The organism is Micromonospora sp. WMMD1274 (assembly GCF_049179035.1).
In the GTDB taxonomy this organism is placed as follows: Bacteria; Actinomycetota; Actinomycetes; order Mycobacteriales; family Micromonosporaceae; genus Micromonospora; species Micromonospora tulbaghiae.
Genome location: NZ_JBMHMG010000001.1, coordinates 7,439,100 through 7,459,444 on the forward strand (window position 1 = coordinate 7,439,100; position 20,345 = coordinate 7,459,444).

At 74.5% G+C, this 20,345-nt stretch carries 1 protein-coding gene; it reads left to right on the forward strand.

Annotated elements, in window-relative coordinates; all coding sequences use genetic code 11:
- Positions 1 to 9 precede the first annotated feature (9 nt).
- On the forward strand, positions 10 to 20,181 hold the full coding sequence (locus tag ACN27D_RS35060; protein ID WP_421501079.1) for a DUF6531 domain-containing protein: 20,172 nt from the start codon (positions 10 to 12) through the stop codon (positions 20,179 to 20,181).
- Positions 20,182 to 20,345: the final 164 nt, after the last annotated feature.

A 20,345-nucleotide genomic window follows, 5' to 3' on the forward strand; every position in this document is an offset into this window, starting at 1 on the left:
CGCCAGGACATGCCCGACTTCCACATTCCCAACGACCCGCAGTGGCAGTGGGCGTACGACCTGATCCTCGTCGCCGTCGGCGAGGAGTACCCGAAGGCCGACCCCACCGCCCTGCGGGCCATGGGCGACGAGCTGTACGCGCTCAGCAGCACCATCCTCAACGGGATGGGCGCCACCGCCAACCTCGGCTACGGGCTGGCCGGGAGCCTGTCCGGCCCGGCGATGGACGCGTTCCAGCAGTACCAGGTCGGGATCACCAGGAACGTGCCGGCCGGTGGCAACATCGCGCTGGCGCTGGGCGGCTCGGCCTACAACTTCGCGCTGGACTCGGAGAACACCCAGTACAACATCGTCATCGCGGCCTTCACCCAGGTCGTGGAGATCGCCATCGCGCTGGCCTCCGGCTTCGGCGCGGCGGCGGTGCCCGCCCTGATCAAGATCGGTCAGGAGATCGTCGGAGCGTTGATCAGCCTGTTCCGCCAGCGGCTGCGGAACATGCTGATGCGGCTGGCCTGGGAGGCGTTCCAGGAGGGCCTGGAGGAACTCTGGCAGAGCGCCGCCGCCCAGGTCACGCAGATCATCGAGGGCAACCGCAAGTCCCTCGACTACAAGGATCTGGCGATGGCGTTCGCCGGTGGCGCCTTCATCGGCGCGGGCGTCAGCGGCGTACAGATGATCGGCGGCAAGTTCTTCCCGAAGATCAACAACAACGTCCTGTCGCGGGAAGGGCTGTCGGCGCTCGCCGAGACGCTGTTCGAGGGCCTGTTCACCATGATGGTCGGCGGCGGCGGCTTCAACCCGTGGGCCACCATGAGCTCGTCGATGATCGGCGGGATGGCCCACCACTACGCCACAGTGGTCGGCCAGAGCTACGGCCCGGGCGCCGCTGCCGGAGCGCCACCGCCGACGATCGAGACGAACAACCTCACGACCACCGCGCCCACGCCTCCGCCCACGGCCGTGGACGGACCACCCGTTCCCCCGCCCGTCGGCTCCGCCGCCGGACCGGGCAGTCAGGGCGGCGGTCCGGGTCCACAGCCCTCGGGTGGGCCGGTCGCCGGGGGTGGCGGTGCCGGGCAGGGGTCCGGGCAGGGGTCCGGGCAGGGCGATGCCGGGAGTCAAGGGCCGGCGCAGCAGGGCTCCGGGAACCAGGGCCCCGGCAGTCAGGGCACCGGCCAGGGCAGCGCCGCTCCGGGCACCCAGCCCTCCGAGGGCCAGACCCCGGGCGGGCAGACTCCGGGCGGCCAGGCCGCAGGCGGTCAGACCCCGGGCGGTCAGACTGCGGGCGGGCAGACTGCGGGCGGGCAAGCCCCTGGCAGTCAGACCGCTGACGGCCAGATCGCGGGCGGTCAGACGCCGGGCAGTCAGACCTCGGGCGGTCAGACCCCGGGCAGCCAAACCGGGGGCGGGCAACCCGCGGGTGGCCAAACCGCAGGCGGGCAAACGGCGGGCGGGCAGACGGCTGATGGCCCATCGTCGAGCAGCCCCACCGCTGATGGCCAGACCGGCGGAGGTCAGGTCCGCGACGGCTCACAGGACGGGGCCCAGAACGGCAGTACGAGCCCGAGCGGCAGCACGAGCCCGAACGGCGCCGGAAGTCAGAGCCCGAGCGGGCACGGCACCGCCGGTCAGGGCGCCGACGGCGACCCGCGTGGGGTCGGCGGTGCGGCCCCGGGGTCGGGCCCGCTCGCAGGCGGCGAGGTCACCACCCCGCGCGCCGACTCGTCGGGCACGCCGAACGGCACCCCGGCGGGCAGCGGCACCGGTACGCCCACGACCGGCACCCCGGCGGGCAGCGGCACGCCCACGACCGGCACCCCGGCCACGGTCGCGGACGTCACGGCTCCGTACGGCGGCGGCCTTCCCGGTTTCGATGCTCCGACGCCGAGCAGCGGGCCGACCGGTCTCGACACACCGGCGCCTGTGACGTCGCCCGCCGCCACCCCCGGCCCGGCGGCTGTCCCGGCGTCGCCGCCCAGCCAGCCGGCCGGCGCGGCCACGACAACCGGCGACCCGGCACCGTCCACCGTCACGCCGAGCGCCGGCACTCCGGCCACCGTCATGCCCGGCCCGGCCGCACCGACGACCACCGCACCGGCCACCGTCACGGCGAGCACGAGCACACCGTCCACCGCCACGACGAGCACCGGCACGGCGAGCACCGGGGCGACGTCCACGAGCCCGCCGTCCACGAGTTCACCGACCAGCACGCCGAGCACCGGCACGTCGACCCCGAGCACATCGACCACCGGCACGTCGCCGTCGACCCCGACAAGCACCGGCGAGCCGACCGCTCCCTCGCGTGACGTCGTCAGCACCGTGGAGGCGCCCCCACCGCCACTGGCACCCGTCGAGGGCATCTCGGTCGACGGTCCGGCCGTGGTCGCCTCCCCGGCGACCGATCCCGGTGCCGGCGCGACGCCCGCACCGGAACCGGCGGTCGCGACGCCCGGCCCGCTCACCTCCACCGCCGTCGACACCACGACGGTCGGCGTCCCGTCGGGCGTTCCGGTGGAAGCCGACGGCCGAGGCACGGGGACGGACGGGACCGGCGCCGGACCGACGGGTGCCGTGGACACCGCGCCGACGCCGGACGGCCCGACGACAGGGCAGCACGACACGGCCGGTCCGGCGCCGGACGGGCCGCAGGGCATTCCCGCGCCGCTCGCCGTCGCGGACCTACCCGCGCCCACCCGGGCCGGGCCGAGCCCGCAGTTCCGGCAGGCCAAGGCGAGCGCGGAGCCGAAACGACTGCGCACCGAACGGTACGTGCCCTGGAAGGACACCGTCGTCCCCGGCACGCACCTGCTGCGCGGCGAGATCACGACGATCGACTTCATCACCCGGGAGTTCACCGCCGACGGCCGGGACTACCGGTCGTTCGACGTACACCTGGATCTGGTCTCCAAGAACGACCAGATGTCTCCCCGGGAGCTACGGGACTTCGCCGACGCGGTGCAACGCACCGTGGACGAGATGGTCAACGGCCGGTACACGCTGCCCGACGGCCGCCTGCTGCACATCGACCTGGTCGTCGACACGCCGCCGTGGCGCGACGGCATGACCCGTGACTGGCAGGCCGACCCGCGACGCAACCCGCCGGTCGAGGTGACCTCGGAGACCGGGGTGGGCACCGACCAGCACCGGTGGAACACCGGCGACCGCCTGCCCGTGATGGTGCACGAGGTGATGCACTACCTGGGGGCCAAGGAGGGTCACCAGGCCCCCGAGCACCTGTTCACCACCGTCGGCCGCCCGGGGGTGATGGGTCTCGACGTCGACACCCTGCCGGCGTCGCCGGAGCAGGCCGCGACCTCGACCGGGCCGACCGGCTATCTCACCGCTGTGGACCTGGCGACGATCCACGACGCCGCGCTGACCGCCGGCCCGGTGCGCGACCTTCCGGTCCCGCGGACGCCGCACGACCAGACGCCGGACCCGCGTCCGAACCCGCAGATTCCGTCCCGCGCCCCGGCCCCGCCACCGCCACCACCGCCGGGCATGCCGGGCATGCCACCGCCGCCACCACCCGGCGTGCCGGGCATGCTCCCACCGCCGCCACCGCCGGGCATGCGGCCACCACCCGGCGCGCCGCCACCGCCGCCGGCCGGTCCCACGACCCAGGCCGTCGACCTGACCCCGACGGACCTCTCACCCGCCACGCTGCGCAGCCGTGCGCCGCGGCCCGTGCCGACCCCCGTCGGCCAGAAGCTGAACGAGAAGTACGACGTCGTGCACGTCGTGGACCAGGGATCGCCCGGCCTGGGCCACCAGGCCGCGACGATCGCGATGCTCGACGGGCTGGCCGCCACCGGCTACCGGGGCACGGTCGTGCTCACCTATCCCGGCAACAAGACGCCCTACTACGCCGCGCAGCTCGGGCGGCAGCAGGAGTTCGAGACCCCGGCGGGCTCGTACGACCTGTTCCATCGGGAGTGGACCGGCCACCGCGGCGGGATGGACGTCGTCATGCGCCCGCAGGGGCCGCCCGGCACGCGCGAGGAGGCCTGGAAGACGACGGACTGGCCCGGCGCGCCACGGGCCAAGGCGTGGCAGGTGGCGCGGCAGCAGGAGTTCCGGGACAAGAAGGTCCGCGAGCAGAACCACACCCAGAGTCTGCGCCTGGACGAGGTCGGCAGCAGGCCGCTCCCAGAGGGCGACGTGTTGACCGTGCTGCCGGCCGTCGACGTACCGAAGAACGACGACGGCTCGGAGCGGACCGCGGAGCAGAAGCAGGAGTGGTTCCAGCAGGCGTGGGCCGGTCCGCTGCGCGACGCCGCCGGTGGCAGGGACCACGACGTCGTCACGCTCCAGCCGTTCCTGTGGGACCAGTTCCCCCGGCAGGTCCGCAGCGCGGACGGGACGATCACTGATCTCGACCGGGCCTCGACCGGGGTGCCGGCCTACCGCCGTCCGCCGCCCGCCGATCCGCCGCCCGCCCGGGACGTCATCACCACCACCGGCATTCCCGGGGCCGACGACCTCGCGGCCCTGGTCGACGACGACGCCACCGACGTGGTGCTCGTCTACTACGGCGACACGCCCGACACTCCCCCGCACCAGGCGGTCGTCGACCGGCTGGCCGCCGCCGCCCGCCCCGACCGGCCGACTGTCGTCCTGGTCCTCGGCAACAGCGAGCGCGGCTTCACCACGAGCAACGCCGACGTCCACGTCGCCGCGCTGCCCCGCGTCACACCGGAACAGATGGCCGGGCTCCAGGACCGCGCCACGCTCGTGGTCACCGAGGGTGCGAACACCTGGCAGGAGTCCCTCGCGGCGGGCAAGCCCACGCTCTCCGTGACCGGGGCCGCGGGTGACACCCGGCCGTGGGAACACGAGCCCGCACCGGTCCGGGACGACTCCGCCCGAAGTGGCCACGACCTGCTCGTGAACGCGTCGGAGTACCTGCGCAGCGGCGGCGACCCCGCCCCGGTGCGGGACTTCGTCCAGGACGACGACGGCGGCGTGCGGACGTACTTCGACGGGTGGCGGGACGCGCTCGGCCGGACCGGCTCCGACCAGGTCGACCAGGCCCTCGCCACGGTCACCGGCCTGCCGCTGGACCCGGACGCCCGCCCCCGCACCGACACCGCGCCGGCCGCTCCCCCGGTCGACGACACCTTGCGCGTCCCGGGAGTCCCGCCGCCCCGGCTCGCCGCGCCCAAGACCCGCGACGAGATCGACCGGGCGCGCGCCGCGCAGCACGACACCGCGCCACGCCGGGTCGCGAACACCAGCGCGTACGACGTCATCGACCGTGGGCCCCATCCCGACACCCGCGTGCCCGACGTGGTCGCGCGCTCGTACGAGCGGGCCGGCCTGCCCCTTCCGGCGGGCGACCGGCCCCGCCCGCGCCTCGACGCGGTCGACAACCGGATCGCGTACGACCATCGGGTGCTGGACGTCGACGGCCGCAGGGTGCAGGACTTCACGGTGAAGGTCTTCCTCGACGCCCGGGACGACACGGCGGCGGCCGCGCGGCCGGACGTCGAGACCCGGGTACGCGACGCGGTCGACCGGATCTACAACCAGGGCTTCCGGATCGGCGCCGATCAGCTGAACGTCACTGTGGAGTTCACGACCCGGCCGAGCGACGCGCACGCCACCGTCGCGCTGCACGGCACCCGGTCGCCGACCACCCAGACCAGCTGGTCGACGCACTCCTCCGACCTGGATCTCGCGCACGAGATCGGGCATTTCCTCGGCCTGCGCGACGAGTACCCGGTGGCGGACCGCGCCCTGGACGGCACGTTCGTCAAGGGTGACAACTCGTTGATGGCGACCACCACGCCGGACCAGGACCCGCGGCTGCTGGCGCGCAACGTGAACCGGATCGCCGGTCAGCGGTCCGACGTGCTCTCGCCCGACCGCGGCGGACTGCCGCCCCGCACGGTGCCGGTCCGGTTCGAGCCGGTACGGGTGGTCGGCGGCCGTAACGCGCGGTTCGACGAGCTGACCCAGCACACCCGCGAGGTCGGCCCGGGCAACTACCGGCAGGAGACGGCCGACCTCAGGGACGAGGGCGCGCCGATCGGGTTCGTCGTCAACTCGATGCTGCCCGCCGAAGACGTCGACCAGATCCCCGAGGTGGTCCGCGCCGTCACCGAGGGCCTGGACCCGGGCACCACAGTCGTGTTCATCTTCGGCGTCAACACCACCGCCGAGGTGCCCGACCTCGCCTTCCGGGAGGCGGTCGCCCGGGCGGCCCGGCTCGCGGAGAGCCTCGACGTACCGGTGGCGGTGAACGGCTACGCCGTCGGCACGAAGAACGGCAAGTTCCCGTACGGCCGCACCCGCAACCAGGTGCTCCGCGACCCGGACACGGTGGCCGCGATCCAGGGCCTCGCGCAGGGCGGCCCGGACGGCGGGGCCCGGCGCTACCCGTACGTGTCGATCCAGGACTTCGACCTGGGCGCCCGTACGACGGCCGACGGCACCCACGTCTTCGACCGCGTCGACCGCGAGACCCGCTTCGACCCGGACGCGACCGGACCGCAGGACGAGCCACCGGCCCGGCCTCTGATGATCTCCGGCGGTTACCGCGTCGGTGACACCGAGGAGCTGATCCGGCGCACCCGGGAGCGGCTGGAACGACGCGCGCGCGACCACCGGGCGAGGATCGACGACCTCGCCCCGGGCGACGATCGCACGACCGAGGAACAGAAGCTGGCCGCCGTGCGCAGCGGCCTCGCCAAGCTCGACACGCAGGCGGGCCGGGACGCCTTCGTCCGGGACTTTATTACAGCCGTGGACGAGGACATGCGGTCCCGGGACCGGCAGGCCACCGTCCACCCGATGCTCCCGTACTCGCCGGAGCCGAACCTGTTCGTCGACGGCCTGCTCACCCTCGGCCGGCCCGAGGTGCGGTTCGGTGACGCGGGCGCGGAGTTCCTCCTGCTGGCCGAGAGCCTGCACCAGGCGTACGGCGAGGAACTGGCCGTCGCCCACGGCGCGGCGACGCCGGCGGACCTGCCCGCTGACGTCCTCACCGTCGACGTCCAGGTCGAGTCGCAGAACAACAGGCATCCCGACCGCGACATGGCCTTCATGACGGACTTCGTGGGCGCCGCCACGCCCACCGACCTGTCCCGGCTCGCGGCCGAGTTCGCCGTCGGCAACTTCCTGCCGCAGTCGCACGCCGTGCCGACGAACGTCAACCGGCAGCTGTTCTACACCGAGGGCACCGGCTTCAAGGAGTACCGGGCCGACCTGCGCAAGCCGGCCGTCGCCGCCCCGAAGCCGTTCGCCGCGCCCACCGACCTGTTGCCCGGCCCGTCGTGGACGTGGCAGCAGACGCTCACGCCGCAGCAGCTCCGGCAGCTCGGCGCGCAACCGCACAACCGGTACCTCACCGCCGTCTCGCTGCCGGCGCCGGGCGCCGCCCCGGCACCGGCGGTCCCGCCCGCCGTCGACCCCGACCTGGACCCGGCGCGACCGGCGCGGACCGTGGGCCTGCCGAACAGCCAGCGCCTCGTCGCCGCGCACCTGCTGGCGACGTCCGACGACGCCGGCACCGTCCAGCAGGAGTTCGCCGCCGCGACCGCCGTCGCCGACCGCGGCGGGCTCGGCCGGCAGCCGGGTTCCCTCTACGACACGATCGCCGCCGAGATGCCCGGCGACGACGCGGACGACCTGCGGATGCGCACGCTGCGCGCCGGCCGGGACGCGATGAGCCTCGACGAGGCCGCGGCGATGCGGCAGCGCAACCCGTACGACAACGGCCATTTCGTCCGCGCCGTGCTCGCCCCCGACCCCGGGCCGCAGCGCCGCGACACGCCCATCGACGACGCCGAGCGGCGACGCATCGCCAACGCGTACGACGTGGTCGAGTTCGCCGCCGCCCGCGGCACCCAGGTGCACCTGATCGTGTACGACGACCCGGCCGGGCCGCCGCGCGACCACCCGGTGGTCGGCGCCAGGCCGCGTGCCCGGCTGGAGCTGCTGCGCACGATCGACCCGTCGGGTCACGTCACCTACGCACGCCATGTGCCACCGCCGTCGACCCCGGCGAGCGACACCGACAGCGACGGCGACAGCGATTCCGGCGGCTTCGACCTGTTCGGCGACGACGACGGCTACGGCGGCTTCGGCGACGGCTTCGCCGACCACGACAGCGACGGGGACCGCGACGGCGACGGAAGCGACGACGGTCTCGTCACGTCCGCGCCGGCCGACGACCCGGCCGCCCGGTCGACCGTCGACGCCACCACCGCGGAAGAGACCGCAGCGGAAGAGACCCCCGCCGGCGAGGACACCGCGGGCGGGACGTCGTCGGCCACCGGGACCACCCCGGCGCTTCCGTCGCCCGACGCGGTACGCCGGAGCCTGCCGTCGTACCTGCGGGAGAGCCGCACCCTCGGCCTCGCCGAGCAGTTGCGTGCGACCGAGAACGCGGCGCTCGGCACGGCGCTGCGGACCCTCGACCCCGGCCTGTCCGACGACGTGGTCGCCGCGGTGGAGGCGGACAGCCGCGACGACGTGGACCAGTTCCTCGGCGAGGGCCGACCGTATCCGGTCACGATCGGCGGGCGCCCCGCCGAGCTGCGGGTCACCGCCGTCCTCGACTGGGACGCGCTCACCGTGGACCGGGCCCACGACGACCCGCGCAAGGTCACCGCCAAGACCCGGGAGAACCTCACCCACACGCTGCGCCACAACCGGGACCGGCACGTCGAGCCGAAGGCGACTGTCACCGCGATGCCCGGTGTCGTCATCGGGGTCGGCGGCTCGGTGCCGACGGCGCCTACCGTCGAGTACTCCGCCGCCCACAAGGACACGTACACGTCCACCACCACTGTCAAGGTCACCGGACTGACCGAGGTGACGGTGCCGATCCGGTTCGTGGCCCGGCTCGTGCGGCCCGGCCGTCCCGCCGCCGAACCGGTCGAGACCTCGGGGAGCGTCGCTCTCGCCGTACACACGGGGTTGCGGACGGCAGACGCGACCGCCACCGCCGCCGCGGACCGTGCGCTCGACGCGCCGGTGCCGGCCCGGTTCGGGGTGGAGAGTGTCCGGAGCCGGCCGGCCGATCCGGGCGCCACGTTCTTCGACCAGGTGGAGGCGATCCTCGCCGAGGACGGCATGGCCGACCTCGTCCGGATCGGCGCGCCCGGCCGCCCGGTGATGCAGAAGCTGCTCAGCGACGCGACGTTCTCCGGCAGCCTGCCGGCGATGGTGGTCACCGACCCGACGAACGTCCACGACGGCTGGGTGCGGTCGGGTTCGCTGCCGCGCGCCGCGCGCACCGGCTGGCGGCGTTTCTTCCCGGGCCGGGCCCGGCAGGTCGAGGTCCGCCTGGTCGCCCGGCAGGTCGAGGAGGTGGAGCGGGTCGACGGGCTCACCCACGTCGACACGTCCGCGTTCGGCGGCGAGGGCACGAGCGCCGCCGCCACCAAGCGGCCGTGGGGTCTGTGGGGCCTCGCCGGCGCCGGAGTGGACGCCGCGCCGCTGAGCCTGGTCGTCGGGCCGCGCGTCGGTGGCGGCCGGGAGCGTGGCGCCGCCCAGACGATCGCCGAGCGGACCGGCGGCAAGCAGACGGTGACGGGCACCGCGCCCGGCGTCCGCTACCGCGTCGAGTACGGCGTCCAGGTGCGCGTCCTGGGCCGCGCGCCGCGGATGCTGTCCGGTTCCGTCGACGCGCTCCAGTGGACCACCGGCGACCGGCTGCCCGGCACCGCCCTCGACCCGGACGGCCGGGAGTGGCGCGGACGGCGCGGCGCCGACCGGACCCACTTCGCACCGGCACGCGTCGAGCAGGGCGAGTCGTTCGGCGGCGCGTACCTGACCCGGGTCGGCGACCGCAGCCTGTACGAGACGGTCGCCGACGCGGTGCGGTCGGTGCCCGGTCACGAGCGGTTCCGCCTGGCCACCCGCGACGAGATGCTGCGGCACTTCGGCGACGAGCAGCTCGCCGACGGGCTGACCCCCGAGCTCCAGGCGGCGCTGACCCGGTCCACCGACCTGCGGACGCAGCTCTCCCCCGACCAGCTGCGTCACCTGGCGGACCGGATCGTCGGCCCCGGGCTGAAGATCCCGCTGATCCGCACCGGCACGTTCCACGACCACGTCACTGTGGTGACCATCCGGGGCAGCCTCGGCGACGTGTCCGACGGCGACCTGCTCGACCACGACAAGATCGGCACCGCCGCCAAGCGGACCGCCAGGTCCACGGTGACCAGCGCCCGCGACGACAGCCGGTCGGCCGAGCTGAGCCTGGAGCCCCGCATCCTCGGCCCGCTCGGCCAGGCCGCCTCGACGCTGCTCGGCGGCCCGCGCGCCGCGCTCACCTGGGGCACCACCGACGAGAGCGCCGTCACCGGCGGGCAGTCCACCGAGAGCGACCACGGGCCGGCGCTCGACGACGACGGCAAGCCCACCGGGGTACGGCTGCGCGAGTTCGCCGCCACCCTCGACCTCACCGTCAGCACCCGGTCCACGGTGCGGGTCAACCAGGCCGGGCGGCAGCTGTCCCTCGGGACGTACGGCCGGGACGTGCCCACCGTCGTCGCCACGTCCGAGCAGCGTCCCCGCACGCACCGCCTCGACGTGCGCATGCTGGTCCCGGAGACGCGCGTGTCCCGGCAGCGCCCCGCTGCGGAGCCCGGCCCGGTCCCCCGCGACGTGGAGACCATGGCGTACCCGCCTCCCCTGAGCCGGCTGACCGGCGGGCCGCACGATCTCGACGGACGCCGGGTGGAGTCGTTCGTCGGCGCCGACCGGTTGCAGGAAGCGGTAGTCGACACGCTGCGCGACGCCGGCCGGGACGACGTCTACGCGGTCGAGGACGGCCTGATCTCCACAGTGGTCGCCGATGAGCTGTCGCCCGAACGCCTCACCGGTGACGCCGAGCTGTTCAGCCGTCCGCTGGCACTGAGCAACCTGTGGCACGGCCGCCGGGCCGCCGACGCCCGCGCCGACGTGCGGATACGGCTGCGGCCCACCAACCCGACGGTGCTCGACGGCGCCGAGTTCGCCCGGGTCGAGCGGACCTTCGCCAGCGGCACCGCCCGCAAGAGCACGAACGCGCGCGCGATCGAGCTGAGCGTCTCCGGCACCGGCGTCGCCTCGGTCAGCGGGCCGGTCACCGACCACGGCGGCAGCACCGGCCGGCCCGGGGGCGCCGTCATCCTGTCCGTCACGCCGTGGCGGCGGGCGTGGGGGCGGATCAGCGAGCGCAGCGTCTCGGGCGTGTCCAAGCTGCGCCTCGGCGCCGGCCGGGCCGAACGCGAACTGCTGGTGCGGGTGGACGTCGAGGCGGAGGTGGTCGCCGAGGCCCGGCACGACAGCAACCTGCGTCCACTGGGCCGCTGGCCCGGCGCACCGGCCCGGCGGGCCGGCCGGCGGCTCACCCTGCCCGGCGCGGTCGTCATGCGGATGACCCCGGCGGAGCTGAAGCAGCTCCAGGACCGCGACCGCGCCCGCCGGCACGGCACCGCCGACGTACGGCTGCAACTGGAACACGCCGAGCGGGCCGGGACGCTCCGCGCCGACCAGGACGAGCAGCGCGCGCGGATGGCCCGCGAACAGGCCACGGAACGCGGGAACCTGCTGCGGCGGCAGCACACCGAGCAGCGCGACGCCCGCGCCTACGTCGACCGGGTCCACCGGGACCGCGCGGTCGGCGCGGCGGCCCGGCAACTCGTCGACGACTCCTTCGCCGCACTTCAGGACCGCCACCGGCGCGAACTCGGCGAGCTGACCGCCACGCACGACCAGGCCACGCAGGCGCTGCTGGCGGCGCAGGAGCAGGAGCGGGCCACGCAGGCCGAGCACCAGCAGCGGGAACGCGACCTGGTACGCGAGGCACAGCAGCGGCGCGACGAGGACGCGGCCGGCCCCGGCACGACCGCCCACGCGGCACAGCCGGAGTTCCGGCCCGGACCGCGACTGTCGCTCGGCATCGGCGGCGTCACCACCCACATCGACCTCACCGACCGCATCCCGCACCTGCGGCGTGCCCTGGCCCGGGAGTCGAGCGAGGAACTCGCCCAGGCGATCCTGCCGTCGACCCGGGACCGCGGCCCGAACGACCCGATCCGAGGGCTCGGCAGCACCGGCTTCCTCGGCGCCGCCCACCTGCACCTGGCCGACGCGCTCAACGGCGGCCGGAGCGAGACGGTACGGCTGGAACGGCGGTTCCGGGGCGCCACGTACCACGTCACGCTCACCGCCGAGCCGGTCGGCGAGCCGAGCTTCACCGGCATCGACCTGGTCGACGAACTGTCGGTCACCGACCGCGCTGTGGTCGGCGAGGCGCACACCCGCACCACCTCGCGAACGGCGGCGCAGGTCACGCTGACCGGGCGGGCGCAGGGCACCGAGACCGACCGGGTCGACGGCGACGCCACCCGCACCACCGGGCACGGCCCGGCCTCCGGCACCGTGGCCGCCGGGCTCACCGGCACCGCGGCCCTCGGCAACCAGGCCACCAAGTCGACCGAGCGCACCGGCCGCACGTACGAGCAGTCGCTGACCGTCTCCGGTCCGGTGCCCACGTACCGCGGGCCGGTGCGCCTCACCGTCACCGTCACCGGCAGAGGGCTGCCCGAGGGCGGCGTGTCGGTCCACGCGGTCCACGACGTCACCACGTACTCGGCGACCGAGGGCAGGGAACCGGCCGCCTCCGGCCCGGTCACACCGGTTGCCGCCGAGCAGACCACCGACGAGGGGCGGCGGCTGTGGCGCGAGGAGGCCGGGTTCGACCGGCTGCCCGAGCCGGGCCGGTTCGCCGTCGAGGACGTCCTGGTCGACCTGCCCGGCCTGCACGAGGCGGCCCGGCAGGCGCTCGTCGCCTCCGGCGCCGCACCCGGCCGGGACGTCGACGCGGCGCTGCGCGACACGCTGACCGTGAGCCGGATCAAGGCGCTGCCGGCGATGCTGAACGGCGCGTTCCCGCTGCCGATGCCGGCCGGGCTGGGCCGCGACCTGTTCCTCGACGCCCGCCTGGTGGCCCGCCCGAAGCTCCTGCGCGCGGACGCCACGCTGAAGATCGGCGGCTCGGCGAAGCGCAGCGCGGACACCGAGTACGAGCAGACCGCCGGCCGTTCGTTCGCGCTGAAGACGGCCGGGCCGCTCGTCGTCGGCGGCGTCGGCCATCCGGGCGGCGCGAGCCGGGTGGGCGAGCGGCAGGACTTCGCGGCCGTGAACGCGGCCACGCTGGTCGAGCAGCAGCTCTACCGGACCGACCCGGGCGCCCAGGTGAAGGACGAGGGCAAGGTCGCCGCCGCCACGACCGGCAAGCCGGCCCGGCGCACCGACCCGGACGACAAGCTCACCGCCGCTGTCGAGTACGACGTCGAGTTCCGTTTCGTCGCCCGGTCCCGCGACGCCGCCGGCAAGCACCGGGCCGGCACCGAGGTCCGGGTGCCCGGCGGCTTCGTCGTCCGGCTGGACGAGGCGGCGGCCCGGGACGTCACCGGCCGGGACCTCCCCCCGGGTCTGCGTACGTCAGCGCTCGCCGTCGCCGACGCGGCGAAGACGCTGTCGGCCGCGGCGGCCCGCCTGGACGGGCTGACCTCCCGGACGGACGCGGACGCGGAGGCCGTCGCCGAGGCCGAACGGGCCCTGACCGAGGCCGAGAACGCCTGGTGGGACGCCTACCGCGCGCACGAGGCCGAGGTCGCCCCGCCACCGGCCCCGGCACCGCCGGTGGACGTGCCCGCCGCCGAGGTGGCCACGCCCACCGCGCAGGCGCCGGTCGTCGGCGACCCGGTCGACGTCACCACCGGCCGGGTCCTCTACACCGAGGTCGACGCCCGGCTCCCCGGGCTCACCCTGGAACGGACCCACCGCTCCGACTACCGGTGGGGCCGCTGCTTCGGCCCGACCTGGGCCTCCACGCTGGACCAGCGCGTCGTCACCGACGGCACGTACGCGCGGTTCCTGGCCGCCGACGGCTCCATCCGCACGTACCCGATGCCGGCCGAGGGCGACGAGGCGCTGCCGGTCGTCGGCCCCGGCGGGCCGCTGCGCCGGCTGGCCGGCGGCGGCTGGCTGCTCACCGAGCCGGGCCGGTCGCTGCTGTTCGCGCCCGCCGACGCCCACGGCGACTCCTGGCTCACCGACGTGGTCACCGACCGCACCGGGTGGCGGATCGAACGCACGGCCGACGGCACGCCCGGCCTGCTGCTCTCCGCGTCCGGCCTGGTCGTGGTGCCGCACCTGGCCGGCGGCCTGGTCGTCGGCGCACACGTCCGCGCCGCCGACGGCACCGTCCACCTCCCCTCCTTCGGCTACGACGACAGGCGGCGCCTGGTCGAGGTCCGCAACTCCTCCGGACACGAGACGCGGCTGCGCTACGACGACGCGGGCCGGCTCGTGCGCTGGCAGGACCGCAACGGCGAGTGGTTCGGATACGACTACGACGAGGCGGGCCGCTGCGTCCGGGCCGGCGGCGGCGGTGACGTCCTGCGCTACTCCCTGCGCTACGACGACGGCGTCACGCACGTGACGAACTCGCTGGGCGAAGTGACCCGGTACGAGTTCGACGAGCGCCACCTGGTCACCGCGATCGTCGACCCGCTGGGCGCGACGGTCCGGCAGGAGTGGGACACGGCGCACCGGCTGCTGTCGCGCACCGACCCGCTCGGTCGCGTCACCCGCTTCGACCACGAGGCGCGCACGCTCACGCTCCCGGACGGCTCGACCCACCCGGTCCCGCCGCGCCCGCCCGCGCACGCGGACGACATCGAGTTCGACGCGCTCGGACGGGTCCGGGCGACCCGGGCCCCGGACGGCGCGGTCACGACGTACGGCTGGACCGCCGAGGGGGATCTCGCGTGGCGGGTCCGCCCGGACGGCTCCACGCAACGGTGGTTCTACGACGGTGAAGGGAATCTGGTGGACGTCATCGACGCATCAGGAAGGGCGGTGAGCTTCGAGTACGGCCCCTTCGATCTACCCACGGCACGGGTGGATCAGGCGGGGAACCGCACCGAGTTCACGTACGACACGGAACTACGGCTCATCGGGGTGACGAATCCGGCGGGCCGGACGTGGCACTACGAGTACGACGCGGCAGGCCGGCTGTGCGGGCAGACCGACTTCGACGGCCGTACCCAGCGCTACGAGCACGACGAGGCGGGCCGGCTGGTCGCGCACACCGACGCCGCCGGCACCGTCACCCGCTACCGCTGGGACGCGCGGGGCCGGGTCGTGGAACGCCGGGTCGGCGACGCCGTCACCCGCGTCGAGTACGACGCCGACGGCCACGTGGCGGCAGTGCTCAGCCCGGACGCGCAGGTGCGGTTCACCCGCGACGCCGAGGGCCGGGTGCTGTCCGAGACGATCAACGGCCGGACCGTGCGCACCTCGTACACCGCCTCCGGCGCGGTCGAGGCGCGCACCACGCCGTCGGGCCGGTCGAGCCGGTGGACGTTCGACGCCGACGGCCGCCCGGAGAGCCTGACCGCCGGGGAGCACCTGCTCGGCTTCACCCACGACGACGCCGGCCGGGAGATCGGCCGGACCGTCGGCGGCCTGGTCACGCTGCGGCAGACCTTCGACGCGGCCGGGCGGCTCACCGGGCAGCACATCGCCGACGCCGCCGAGCGCCGCTACACCTACGACGCCGCCGACCGCGTCACCGCGATCGCCGACTCGCTCGCCGGTGACCAGTCCTTCACCGCCGACGACACCGGCCGCATCCGGGCCGTCGACGGGGACGTCCCGCAGCGGTACGACTACGACGAGGCCGGCAACCTGGTCGGCGCCGGTGGCGGGCGCTGGGAGTTCACCGGCACCATGCTCGTGCGCTCCGACGACGCGACGTTCTCCTACGACGCGAAGGGCCGCCTCACCGGCCGGGTCGACGACGCGGGCGCGTGGCGCTTCGAGTGGGACGCCGAGGACCGGCTGGTCCTGGCCGTCACGCCCGGCGGTGACCGCTGGCGTTACCGCTACGACGGCTTCGGCCGGCGTATCGCCAAGCAGCGTCTCGGCGACGGCGACCGGGTGCTGGAGGAGGTGTCGTTCGCCTGGTCCGGTGACCTGATGCTGGAGCAGACGCACCGCGACGCCGCCGGCGCCACCACCACGACCACGTGGGACTACCGTCCGGACGCGGCGGTGCCGGTCGCGCAGACCGACGACGGCACGCTCCGCGCGGTGATCACCGACACCATCGGCACCCCGACCCACCTGGTCGAGCCGGGCGGCGGGCTGCGCTGGTGGTCGCGGGGCGACCTGTGGGGGCGCGGCGCGGACCGGACCGCGACGCCGCTGGCCTTCCCCGGCCAGTACGTCGACGCCGAGACCGGCCTGCACTACAACCGGTTCCGCTACTACGACCCGGCCACCGGCCGGTACGTCAGCCCCGATCCGCTGGGCCTGTCCGGCGGCCCGAACCCGACCGCGTACGTCAGCAACCCGCTGACCGTGGCCGACCCGCTGGGCCTGACCAGTTGCACGCCCGCTCCGACGACGCCGCACCCGCTGGCCGCTGTGGAGCCGGCGCTCGCCGCGCCCTCCGACCAGACGCCCAGCAGCCTGCCCACGAACGCGGCACCACCGCCGCCGAGCGCGCTCTACGGCATGCCGACCTGGGTGCGGGAGGCCAGGCGCAACCCGGACGGCACCGTCACCTACGAGTACGTGGAGCGCGACACCCCGTCGCCGCCGCCGCTGAGCACACCGGTCGGACAGGTCACCGCGCAGGCCCAGGCCTGGTTCGACACTGTCGGTTTCGCCTCGCAGACGACGCTGGCCGACACGTCCTCGACGGCGTACCAGAGCTACCAGAGCATCCGTTCCGACCTGTACGCGAGCACCGGGCACCGCCCGCGTACCGGGCCGCGCAGCAACCGGGACGGTCACTTCAACGAGCCGATGGTCGGCAACCGCCCGTACAACAACGCGGAGGGGACCGGCCTCGGCGACCGGATCGGCGCGGAGTCCGACGGCGGTCGCCGGACCGCCAGCCAGATCGCGAACTACCTGCGGGGGTTCACGCAGATCGACTCCATCACCAGTGCCGCCGGGCGGGAGTTCGCCGCTGTGGTCACGTTCGCCGAGCAGGCCCGTGGCTACACCCAGGAGCGTCACGAGGCGGCGAACGCGCTCCAGGAGATCCACTCCCTGGCGAGGAGCGAACGCGCACAGCACTACTGGGAGAACGTCGGTCACTGGTACGGCCCCGCCCGTCGCGGTTACGCCAGCGAGGAGGACTACGTTCCGCCGTCGCAGCGGCCCCGGCCCGATCAGCTGATCACCGGTGAACGCAGGCGGCAGCGGACCACGACGCACGCCTACGCCGTCGACGGCGAGCCGAGCGGCAGCCGGGACCGGAACGACAGGTCGCGCAGCCCGCGGGACCGCAGCCGTCCCAGCGGCAGCAGCCACCGCCGGGGCCGTCGTCAGGAGTACGGCTTCCAGGGGCAGCAGACCGGTCCGGTCAGTATCGGCACCGCCTCCGCCGCGACGCAGGCGGACACCACGACGCCACTGGCCGAGCAGCTGGCGGCGGCGCAGGGCGACCCGCAGGCGCAGGCCCGGATCCTCGACACCTTCCGGGACGCACTGTCGCGGAACGTCACGTTGAGCAACGGGTCGACGTTGCAGATCATGGCCGCCAACTCGCACGGCGACACGGCCAACACCGACGTCGACCTGGAGACGCTCAACGACGCGGACCGGCGGCACCTGCGGCAGATCCACCAGTCCCGTGACAGCGGCAACCAGAACGACTGCATCACGCTCACGATGGCGGTCGACAGCTACAAGCAGTCCGGGTTGGTCACCCAGATCCCGCCGCAGACGCAGCCGAGGGAGCTGAGCGACCTCCAGAAGCAGTACCCGGGGCGTACCACCGAGGAGGTCGGCACCCTCCAGGGGCTGGTGGACGCGCTCGGCGCCATGCCGAACGGCACCAACGGCATCGTCGGCTTCCGCACCGGCGGACCGGGCACCGTCGGCCACGTGGTGAACGTGTCGAAGGACTCGCAGGGCCGGGTGACGTTCGAGGACTCGCAGGTCCCCGGTCTGGCCACGCTGCCGCAGATCGGACCGGACGGTTCCGTCGTCCTCATCCGGACCAGCGACCCGGCGCCGGGCCCGTCCTCCGACGTGGACATGGCGTCGGTCCGCGACGCGGACTCCGACGTGGACATGGCCTCGGTCCGCGACAGTGACTCCGACGTCGACATGACCTCCGTCCGCGACAGTGACTCCGACGTCGACATGGCCTCCGTCCGCGACGCCGACAGCGACGTGGACATGACGGACTTCTCGCCGACCACCGAGACGTTCGCCGGTGTGGCGCCGGAGGCGGTGGCGAAGACCACCGCGCAGACGCCGACGGTGGGTGACCCGATCGACGTCACCACCGGCCGGATGATCCTCACCCACACCGACGCGGTCATGCCGGGGCTCACGCTGGAGCGGACCTACCGCTCCGACTACCGGTGGGGCCGGTCGTTCGGCCGCGCCTGGGCCTCCACCGTCGACCAGCGGATCGTCGTCGACGGCGAGCAGGTCCGCTACCTGGCCGCCGACGGCTCGCTGCTCACGTACCCGCTGCCCGCCGAGGGCGAGGTGGCGCAGCCGGAGACCGGCCGGACGCTGCCGCTGCGCCGGCTGGTGGGCGGCGGCTGGCTGCTGACCGACCCGACGTCCGGCCGCAGCCTGCTGTTCGCCGCGGTGTCGGACACCGAGTCGCTGCTCACCGACGTCACCGACGGCGGCGTCCGCTGGACGATCGTCCGCGACCGCCGGGGTACGCCGACCCGGCTGCTGTCGTCCACCGGGGCCACCGTCGCGTTCACCTCGTCCGCCGGGCTGGTCACGATGGTCTCCCTGCCCAACGCGGCCGGTGACCTGACGGTGGCGTCGCAGTTCGGCTACGACGGCGACCTCAACCTGGTCGAGGTGACGAACTCCTCGGGCGACCCCGAGCGCTTCACGTACGCCGACGGGCGGCTGGTGCGCTGGGAGGACCGCAACGGCGAGTGGTACACGTACACCTACGACGGGGCCGGCCGGTGCGTCGCCACCGACGGCAGGGGCGGCTACCTGCGTTACCGGTTCGACTACCAGCCGGGCCGCACGGTGGTGACCGACTCGCTCGGCGCGGTGCGCACGTACGAACTCAACGACCGCTTCCAGGTGGTCGCGGAAACCGACGCGCTCGGCGCGACCACGCGCAACGTCTGGGACGAGGCGTACCGCCTGCGGTCCACGACCGACCCGCTGGGCCGCACCACGTCCAGCGAGTACGACGCGCTCGGGCGGCTGATCGCGGTCACCCGGCCGGACGGCAGCCGGTCCACCACCACGTACGACGAACTCGGTCGCGCGGTGTCCTGGACCGACTTCGACGGCAGCACCCGCAACCGCCAGTTCGGCCCCGACGGGCTGATGGTCGCCGAGGTGGACGCCTCCGGTGAGGTGGTCCGGTACGAGCAGCCGGCCGCCGACGGCCGGGGCACGACCACCCACGTCGGACCGACCGCCGTCGTGCGCGACGCGGCCCGCCGGATCACCTCGGTGAGCACCGGGCAGGGCGAGACGGAGTACGTCTACGACACGCTCGGCCGCCTGTTCAGCATGCAGGACGACACCGGTCTCACCGAGTTCGGCTGGACGCTGGAGGGTGACCTGGCCTGGCGGGAGAACCCGGACGGCTCGGTCGAGGAGTTCCTCTACGACGGCGAGGGCAACCTGGTCGAGTGGGTCGACGCCACCGGTCGCCGGACGTTCCGCGAGTACGGCGCGTTCGACCTGGTCACGGCCGAGATCGACGACGAGGGCAACCGCACCGAGTACGCGTACGACACCGAGCTGCGGCTGGTCCGGGTCACCAACCCGGCGGGCGCGACGTGGAGCTACACGTACGACCCGAACGGCCGGATGGTGTCCGAGACCGACTTCGACGGCCGCACCCAGCGGTACGTCTACGACGCCGCCGGGCAGCTCGTCGAGCGCACCGACGCGGCCGGCGAGGTCACGCACTACACGTACGACCTGCTCGGCCGGCTCGTGGAGCGGCGCACCGGCGAGTCGGTGACGCGCCTCGCGTACGACGCGGCGGGGCGGGTCGTCCCCGCCGAGGGTGACGCCTCGCCGATCCGGCCGGAGCACGACGCCGGCGGCCGGGTGGTCACCGAGCCGCTGAACAGCGCCACGGTGTCCACCTCGTCCGGCGGCTCCCTGCCGGAGCCGCGCACCGCTCCCGTACCCCGGCGGTGACCCGCCGCCCGCCCCGGCCGTCACGGCGGCCGGGGCGGGCACCCCGTCCGACCACCATCGACAGAGAAGGACCACCTGATGAACGCCGACGACGCCCGCACCCGGGCGCAGGCCGCGCTGCGCCGGCTGGAGAACCCGGCGCAGCCGCTGACGCTGCTCGCCCC

Coding starts and splice junctions, on each gene's coding strand:
- ACN27D_RS35060 (WP_421501079.1), top strand. CDS start 10: ATGCCCGACTTCCACATTCCCAACGACCCGCAGTGGCAGTGGGCGTAC.